This is a genomic window from Phaeobacter sp. (assembly GCF_022825805.1).
In the GTDB taxonomy this organism is placed as follows: Bacteria; Pseudomonadota; Alphaproteobacteria; order Rhodobacterales; family Rhodobacteraceae; genus Phaeobacter.
Map to the genome: position 1 here is coordinate 1 of NZ_JAJDWC010000158.1, position 7,633 is coordinate 7,633.

The following is a 7,633-nucleotide window of genomic DNA, read 5'->3' on the forward strand; positions in this document are numbered from 1 at the left end:
GATGACTGCGCACGCAAGCCTCAAGCTCTCGACGCTCTGAAGGGGTAAGAAAACCGGGGCGGATCATGAGCCTAACTGAACCGTTTTCACGCATGACGTCAACTCATCAAAACTCGGAAGTTCGATGACGCTAAGTATAACCTATTCGTCTGTGCAAAACCTGTTCGGGCTGCGGTTGCCTATAGGTCTGTTACGCCTGGGCCAGTTGCCCCTGTCCATCACCCCATATCACCCATCACCTATCACCCCATGGACCTGGGGCGCGGGCGTGTGGTGGTGCGGTTGGGCCGCGTTTCGCGCCATAGCGACACCAGACCTGCGCCAACGATCAAGGCAGATCCAACCCATACAGGCAGTTCCGGCCATTCATCAAAAACCATCACACCCCAAAACACCGCCATCGGCATGGCGATATATTCGAACGGTGCCACCAACCCCGCTTCGCATTGCCGATAGGCCTGACTGACCAGATAGCCGCCGGTAGAGCCTGCCAAACCCAAGATCAGGAACAGGAGCCAGTCATCTGTGGTCGGCCAGGACCAGGCCCGCAGCACAAAGCTTGTCACAGCACTGTCTGGCGTGGCGTAACGACCATCGCCCGTGGCCAAACCTGCCACGGCGCTGACGACGAGGAAACCGAGCGTTGGATAGAAGGATAGTGTTGCGGCCTTGTCCTTTCCGCCCGCTTGCCGGGTCAGCACATGCAGTGTTGCATAGCCACAGGCGCCGAGAAACGGCAGCAAAGCAGCCGCCTGAAACGTGCCCGGTCCGGGCCGCATGATGATCAGGATGCCAAGGAACCCAACGACCACAGCCAGCCAGCGCCATGGTCCGACCCGTTCTTTCAAGAACACCACTGACAACGTGGTCACCACCAATGGGGTTGCAAACGCAATCGCCACAGCCTCTGCAATGGGCATGACCGACAGCCCGGTAAAGAAACACAGGTTGGCGAACAGAACAGCCAGGCAGCGCAGCATGTGCAGCCCAGGCTGACGGGTGCGTAAAATACGATAGCCGCCCTCCAGCGGAATGATCACGCTGAGCAAGACGGTCATGGCAACGATAGAGCGCAGCATCACGACCTGATAGAGAGGGTAGTCACCGGACAGGAATTTGGTGATGACATCAATCACTGAAAACGACAGCGCGGCGCCAACGGCTGCCAGAATACCGATCAGTTTGAACCTTATCGCATCGGACATATCCGGCGCCTTTACTCTATGACCACAGAATGTCTCGCGTAGAACGTGTTTGTGAGCAATGGGTAACCATGTAAAACTGGCGCATCATGCCGATATGGCCCCGCAGCAGGGATGATCCGAACACGGTTTCTGTTGTGTTGGGGTCAGCGTGCTGATTTTGCGGCTCGGATTTCCCTTTCCAGAGCATCCAGAAACCGCGCCCGATCCGCTTTTCCGAAGCTCTTGCCACCGCCCTGTGTTCCGAGCGGGTTTGCTGCGCGCAGATCTGCCATCAGATCGCGCATGGCCAGCTGTTGTCCGATATTGGCTTTGGTAAAGCGCTCGCCGTTGTGGCGCAAAACCTGCGCCCCAGCGTCGAGACATTTCGAGGCCAGAGGAATATCGCCAGTGACCACAACGTCACCAGGGCCACATCTGTCCGCGATCCACATGTCCGCGACATCCGGGCCTTCCGCGACAATCACTGTTTCAACCAGCGGGTTCTGGGAGGGGCGCAATCCGCCGTTTGAAACCACAAACATGCGCCACCCGTGACGGGTGGCAACACGTTCGGCCTCCGCTTTGACCGGGCAGGCATCCGCGTCGATGTAAAGCGCAGTCATTCTGCAGCGGTTTCTGTCGCACCCGATGCATCTGCCTTAGCCGACTTGCCTGATTTGTCTGCGGCATCTTTCGGCGCGGCCATCATTTTGTATTCGTCCGGGATGGGCATCCGATTGAAGGCGTCCAGCCCCGCGATTTTGTAGGCCTCCGCCAAAGTCGGGTAGTTGAAGGTGTTTTGGACAAAGTAATCCACCGTACCTTGCAGGTTCAGCACCGCCTGGGCAATGTGGATCAGCTCTGTCGCGCCTTCGCCAACGATCTGCACCCCCAGGACACGACGGGTTTTCAAGGAAAACAGCATTTTCAGCATGCCGTGTTCCAACCCCATAATATGCCCACGAGAGGTTTCGCGGAAGCGCGCGATGCCCACTTCATAAGGGACGCCTCGTTGCTTCAACTCTTCCTCTGACATGCCGCAGGTAGACATTTCCGGAACGGAATAAATGCCATAGGGGTACCATGGGCTCTCGGGAACGGTGGGAACCTCCATTGCGTGACAGGCAGCAACGCGCCCCTGTTGCAAGGAAGTGGAGGCGAGCGATGGGTGGCCAATCACGTCGCCAGTTGCATAGATATAAGGCACATCAGTTTGATAGGTGGACCGCTTCACCGACAAACGACCACGGTGATCGGTTTCCAGCCCGACGGCCTTGAGGTTCAGCTTTTCGGTATTGCCCATACGGCCCGCTGCAAAGAGCAGCATTTCACCGCGAACGTGGCGGCCGTTTTCCAGCGTGACCTCAATATGTTCGCCTTCGTCTTCGATGGCTTCGATCGCAGATCCCAGACGCAGATCGACACCGTTTTCACGGATCTGATGCGTGAATTCCTGGATCAGCGTGCGGTCGATGAAATCAAGGAAGGTCTCACGCGGTTCGACCAGCGTGACACGCACATCGAGCGCCGCAAACATCGTGGCATATTCCACCCCGATGACACCGGCCCCAACAACGATCAAAGAGCGAGGGATTTCAGCCATTTCGAGGAACTCGTCCCCGTCGACAACCGTTGTGCCATTAAAGGGCACATAGTCCGGCCGGTAGGTGCGCGTGCCCGTCGCGATCAGAAACTTCTCGCTGGTCACGATGGTCGTGTCACCGGCTTCGGTTTCGACTTCGACTGCATTGGGGCCAACGAAATGGGCCAGCCCCGCGAGCGTATCAACGTGGTTGCGGTTGAACTGATGCTCAAGCACGTCAACCTCATGGTCGAGGGTCATATGCAACCGCGCCTTCAGATCCTCGGCTTTGATAGTGTCTTTGACCCGGTAGCTGCGGCCATAGAAGCTGCGTTCGCGCCAGCCGGTCAGGTTCAGCACAGTTTCGCGCAGGGTTTTGGACGGAATGGTGCCTGTGTGGACAGAAACGCCGCCCAAACGGTCCTTGCGATCGATGACCAAAACGCGGCGTTTGAGCTTGGCCGCCTGAATTGCTGCCGTACGTCCCGAGGGACCCGACCCGATGATGATAAGATCGTAGTCAAAGTCTGTCATGGATCAGTCCTGATAGAGCGCTTCGGCATGGAAGGCGACATGGTCTTCCATGAAGGTGGAAACGAAGAAATAGCTGTGATCATAGCCGGGCTGCATGCGCAGGGTGGACTGCTGACGACGGGCTGCAGCAGCTTGGGCAAGGGCTTCTGGTTTCAAAAGATCCAGGAATTGGTCTGCAGTGCCGGTATCGACCAAAATGGGCCCATCAAACCCTTTTTCCTGCATCATTAGCGATGCGTCATGCGTGGCCCAGCGGCTTTCGTCATCGCCCAGATAGGCATTCAATTGTTTGCGGCCCCAATCGCTGCCCGTTGGATGACAGATCGGTGCAAATGCGGATACAGAGCGGAACCGCCCTGGCAGGTTCATTGCCATGGTCAAGGCACCATGACCGCCCATGGAATGACCAGTGATGGCCTGACGGTCGAGATCGATTGCAAAATGCTCTCCCAGGAGAGCTGGCAGCTCTTCGGTGATGTAGTCCCACATCTGGAAATGCGGCGCCCATGGATCCTGGGTCGCGTTCACATAGAAACCTGCGCCCTGGCCGAGGTCATAGGCGTCATCATCCGCAACTCCTGCACCACGGGGAGAGGTGTCAGGGAAAACGATGGCAATACCCTGTTCGGCACACCAGGACTGCGCCCCCGCCTTGGTCATCGCATTTTCATGCGTGCAGGTCAGGCCGGAGAGATACCACAGGATCGGCACTGGCCCATCCTTCACTTCTTCTGGCAGAAAAAGTCCAAAGGTCATGTCGCAATTGGTGCTGCTGCTGGCGTGACGATAAACACCCTGTATGCCGCCAAAAGCAGCATTTTCCGAGACCGTTTCCATGAGGCGACTCCTTTGTGTTGTGGTGCACTATCGCTACCTGTGGTGGCGGGCAGGGTCCAGTGATGGAGCGCCCGTGCCCCCTGTTTTTGCGACATATACTTGCAAAATGTTAAACGCAGGCCACAGTGTCGCGATTACTGAAGACTAAGCGCGCTTACCCAGGCGATCACGATGGGCAGACTGACTATGGATAGGCTTGTCGAGACGAGGATCGCGGCAGATGCCCGATGTGGGGCAACACCATAATGCTGGGCCACCATATAGACATTTCCGGCAACAGGCAGAGCTGCAGCTGCAATAGCGACACCGGCCGCATATGGGTCGACCGGAATGATCACCAGCACGCAGAGGGCGACCAATGCTGGATGCAGCACCAATTTGGCAAAGCTCAGCCAGCTTGCAATCTGGATCCGTTCCGCCGATTTGGAGGCAAGTGACGCACCAATTGCAAACAGCGCGCCGGGTGTGGCCGCACCGCCTAGTAGATCCAGGAAGGCATTTGCGGGCGCGGGTATCGGCAGCGCGAGACTTGACCAGATCAATCCGGCGCAAATCGAGAGGATCATTGGATTGTGCAGCAATCCACGTCCGACCAGCTTTAACGTGGTCATACCCAAACCGGAGCCGCGCCCCGCATTGATCAAAATGACAATCAGCGAGGAAAACACCACAAGGTCGACGCTTAGTACCAGCATCATCGGACCCACCGATGCGGCGCCGAACAGTAACACCATCATGGGCAAACCAAGAAAGCCGACATTTCCGATTGCTGCACATTGCGCCTCGACTGCGGCGGTTTGCATATCCAGCCCGCGGACAACGGCAACCAATGTGGCCAGCAGGTAAACGGCCAAGGTCCCCAGCAGGTACCCCAGGATCAAGCGAGGATCGAAGATTTCGGCAAATGACAGATTGGCAGCAAACCGAAAGATCATCGCCGAAAGGGGGAAGTAGAACACAAATTTTGTGAGATTGGCGGTCGCCTCTTCGCTGAAGAAACGGCTGCGCCCGGCCCAGTAGCCAAGGCCGATAATCGCAAAGAAGGGGAGTGTTCTTAGAAAAATCTCGATCATTGCTGCAATTGGTAGCCGGAAATCGACGGTGCGGAAAGCAAGATGTTGGCCGCTGGCAGGTCTTCTTTGTTCCAGCGCAGACGTGATTGGCCGTGAAGCATATCAACCGCTAAGACCGTGGTTTCGTAACGGGTGGACAAAACGGCCTGCTTGGCTCTGGCAGGCAGCGCGCGGCAGCGGGACGTACATCAAACAAACTGGGTGAAATCTTATGGGTTGGCAATTTCAGCGGTGAAAACAGGTCGAAAATACGAACAGGTGCTGCAGGGCGCTCGTGAGATATTTATGCAGCATGGCTATGAACGCGCCAGCGTGGATGACATCGCCCGCACCGCAGGCGTGTCCAAAGCAACTCTATATCGTTATTTCCCTGAAAAACGCCTGCTGTTTATGGAGGTGGCCAAACATGGGTGTGCAGTTCAGGCCGATGTTGTGCAGGATTTCTCTTCGTGTTTGTCTGATCCGAGGGCTGCGCTGCGGGCTGCGGGAACGCATATTCTTTCTGTTATGTTATCAGATTTTGGCATCCGGATGTTCCGCATCAGCGTGGCCGAGGCAGAGCGTTTCCCGGATCTCGGGCGGTGGTTCTACGAAAGTGGCCCAATGACCATTCGCAAACAGTTGACGCATTATTTGGCCGCTGGGGTGGAGCGCGGGCACTTTCAGATCGCGGATCTGAACCTCGCCGCAGATCAATTTGCGGAATTGTGCAGAGCCGACCTCTGCCTGCGGCTGCTGTTCAATATCTCCTCTGAGATAACGGATGCGGAAAGAACACGGGTCATCGACGACGCAATCGAGATCTTTCTGGCGCGGTATCAGGCCTAGCCATCTGCGCAACGGGGCTTGATTTGGTCCCTGATTGAGGCAAGTTTGTTCTTATGAGCTTTGATAAAATCGAACCCTTCCAGCAGGCTGCTGCGCCCCAACAGGTGGCGTTTCACCGGACAGAACTGTCGGTGATCCTTTCTCTTTATGGGCGCATGGTGGCGGCTGGCGAATGGCGGGACTACGGCATTTCTTCCCTGCGCGATTTCGCGGTGTTTTCAGTGTTTCGAAGGACTGCGGAAAACCCGCTCTACCGGATTGAAAAACGACCGAAGTTGCGCGGACGCCAGGGGCAGTACGCGGTGGTTGGTATGGACGGTCAGGTGCTAAAGCGCGGGCACGATCTCAAAACTGTGCTGCGGGTCCTAGAACGCAAACTGATCCGGTCGGTTTCTTGATCTGAAATGATCGCCGTCACCCGTGGCGGTTTAGTCGGCCAGTTTTCTTACTCGGTCAGTCTTCTGTGGCAGGTCACAGGCCCGTCGCCCTGGTCAAGGATGCGGGCAACGGCCGCGTCGACAGGTTCCAGCACAACTGCCATGTGATGAGCGTTGGCATGAATCATAGTGTCTGCGGAGTGCATCAGCGCCACATGGCCCTTCCAAAACAGTAAATCGCCGCGCTGAAGATCGTCTGGGACCTGGCAGGCACCAAGGGGAATCGCACGGCCCAGCTCTTGCTCCTGTTGGTAGCTGTCACCCGGGCACGGGATCCCGCAGGCCAACAGAGCCGCCTGAACCAAACCCGAGCAATCTATGCCCGCACGGCTGTTTCCGCCCCACAGATACGGCGTGCCAAGGAACAGTTCCGCAACAGCGATCGGGTCCTGCATGTGATCGTCGCAGTGTTGCAAATGCCCGCGCGGCACAAAGCCTTGCTCGGTTTGAAAAAAGCTCCCGTTTTCACCGATAACACGAAGGCGCGCACCAAATGACAGCGCCAGAAGATCAGGCGACTTCATGTTGGGTTCTGCATAGGCATGGGTTGCTGGTGTCTGGACGCTATGCGTTGCCGGTTCCTTTGTCGGGTGCAGACAGGACCTTGCGACATAGCCGACATAATCATCGGCAAGAGCCTGCACAAAACACCACTCACCCACGGTTTCAAACACCAGGACATTTGCCCCTAAGAGCAGCTGCCTGTCCCTCGGCCCCTCTGGCCGACGCAGCAGATCTGCAACAGGGACTGAAACAGTGAATGGCGCGCCTTCAACGGCCCTATGGCCTGTAGGAAACGGAACCATGTCGTGCGCGGCCACACGACCATTTGCAGGGGTTCGGCGCGTATCTGTCATGCACTGTCGCCATTGGCGTCGATATCAAGCATTTCACCGAGTGCGTCGCATAGCGCCCGCGCACCTTGCAATGCGCCGCCTTTGGGGCGCGCTGGCGCAGCAGATGGTGTCCAGCCATAGATATCAAAATGCATGTATCGGCAGGTCCCGGCAAACCGGCGCATGTAAGTGCCGGATGTAATCTCCCCAAAAGGGGCGTTTGAAATTTCCCCAGTTGGTAGCGTCCTGGGCGATTTTTGAACCTTAAATATTCAAAAATCGAACGGGGCGCGGGCCGTTAAGCTCGAAGCTCAAGAAGAAG

8 protein-coding genes and 1 pseudogene are annotated in these 7,633 nt (G+C 56.8%); 2 read left to right on the forward strand and 7 right to left on the reverse strand.

Annotation, left to right across the window (positions count from 1 at the left end; genetic code table 11):
- Window positions 1–242 precede the first annotated feature (242 nt).
- From Q0C28_RS17490 to Q0C28_RS17510, 5 genes are all read right to left on the reverse strand, one after another.
- Window positions 243–1,205: a DMT family transporter gene (locus tag Q0C28_RS17490; protein WP_293577732.1), complete on the reverse strand. Its 963-nt coding sequence runs from the start codon at window positions 1,203–1,205 to the stop codon at window positions 243–245.
- Window positions 1,206–1,348: 143 nt separating this feature from the next.
- Window positions 1,349–1,807, reverse strand: coding sequence for a YaiI/YqxD family protein (locus Q0C28_RS17495; RefSeq protein ID WP_293577734.1), 459 nt, complete (start codon window positions 1,805–1,807; stop codon window positions 1,349–1,351).
- Window positions 1,804–3,300 carry a Si-specific NAD(P)(+) transhydrogenase gene (gene sthA, locus Q0C28_RS17500; RefSeq protein ID WP_293577736.1) on the reverse strand — a complete coding sequence of 499 codons (1,497 nt, stop codon included), beginning with the start codon at window positions 3,298–3,300 and terminating at the stop codon, window positions 1,804–1,806. The genes Q0C28_RS17495 and sthA overlap by 4 nt, the downstream gene beginning before the upstream one ends.
- A 3-nt stretch (window positions 3,301–3,303) precedes the next feature.
- Entirely contained in the window at window positions 3,304–4,137 is an 834-nt protein-coding gene (gene fghA / locus Q0C28_RS17505; RefSeq protein WP_293577738.1) for an S-formylglutathione hydrolase, read from the reverse strand.
- Between the two features lie 134 nt (window positions 4,138–4,271).
- Window positions 4,272–5,210, reverse strand: coding sequence for an AEC family transporter (locus Q0C28_RS17510; protein ID WP_293577740.1), 939 nt, complete (start codon window positions 5,208–5,210; stop codon window positions 4,272–4,274).
- Between the two features lie 216 nt (window positions 5,211–5,426).
- On the opposite strand from Q0C28_RS17510, the gene Q0C28_RS17515 reads away from it, so the two are divergent.
- Window positions 5,427–6,038, forward strand: a complete 612-nt coding sequence (locus Q0C28_RS17515; RefSeq protein ID WP_293577746.1) for a TetR/AcrR family transcriptional regulator — start codon at window positions 5,427–5,429, stop codon at window positions 6,036–6,038.
- A gap of 53 nt (window positions 6,039–6,091) precedes the next feature.
- Window positions 6,092–6,436: a DUF2794 domain-containing protein gene (locus tag Q0C28_RS17520; RefSeq protein ID WP_293577742.1), complete on the forward strand. Its 345-nt coding sequence runs from the start codon at window positions 6,092–6,094 to the stop codon at window positions 6,434–6,436.
- Between the two features lie 47 nt (window positions 6,437–6,483).
- Here Q0C28_RS17520 and Q0C28_RS17525 read toward each other — a convergent pair whose 3' ends face one another.
- Both Q0C28_RS17525 and Q0C28_RS17530 read right to left on the reverse strand, forming a co-directional pair.
- Entirely contained in the window at window positions 6,484–7,332 is an 849-nt protein-coding gene (locus Q0C28_RS17525) for a C40 family peptidase (protein WP_293577744.1), read from the reverse strand.
- A pseudogene (locus Q0C28_RS17530) lies at window positions 7,329–7,520 on the reverse strand (hypothetical protein); the annotation flags it as partial. The gene Q0C28_RS17525 and the pseudogene Q0C28_RS17530, both read right to left, overlap by 4 nt.
- Window positions 7,521–7,633 lie beyond the last annotated feature (113 nt).

Excerpts from the sequence above, each read along its gene's own strand:
- fghA (WP_293577738.1), bottom strand. The coding sequence starts at position 4,137 with ATGGAAACGGTCTCGGAAAATGCTGCTTTTGGCGGCATACAGGGTGTT.
- Q0C28_RS17520 (WP_293577742.1), top strand. The coding sequence starts at position 6,092 with ATGAGCTTTGATAAAATCGAACCCTTCCAGCAGGCTGCTGCGCCCCAA.
- Q0C28_RS17490 (WP_293577732.1), bottom strand. The coding sequence starts at position 1,205 with ATGTCCGATGCGATAAGGTTCAAACTGATCGGTATTCTGGCAGCCGTT.
- Q0C28_RS17525 (WP_293577744.1), bottom strand. The coding sequence starts at position 7,332 with ATGACAGATACGCGCCGAACCCCTGCAAATGGTCGTGTGGCCGCGCAC.
- sthA (WP_293577736.1), bottom strand. The coding sequence starts at position 3,300 with ATGACAGACTTTGACTACGATCTTATCATCATCGGGTCGGGTCCCTCG.
- Q0C28_RS17495 (WP_293577734.1), bottom strand. The coding sequence starts at position 1,807 with ATGACTGCGCTTTACATCGACGCGGATGCCTGCCCGGTCAAAGCGGAG.
- Q0C28_RS17510 (WP_293577740.1), bottom strand. The coding sequence starts at position 5,210 with ATGATCGAGATTTTTCTAAGAACACTCCCCTTCTTTGCGATTATCGGC.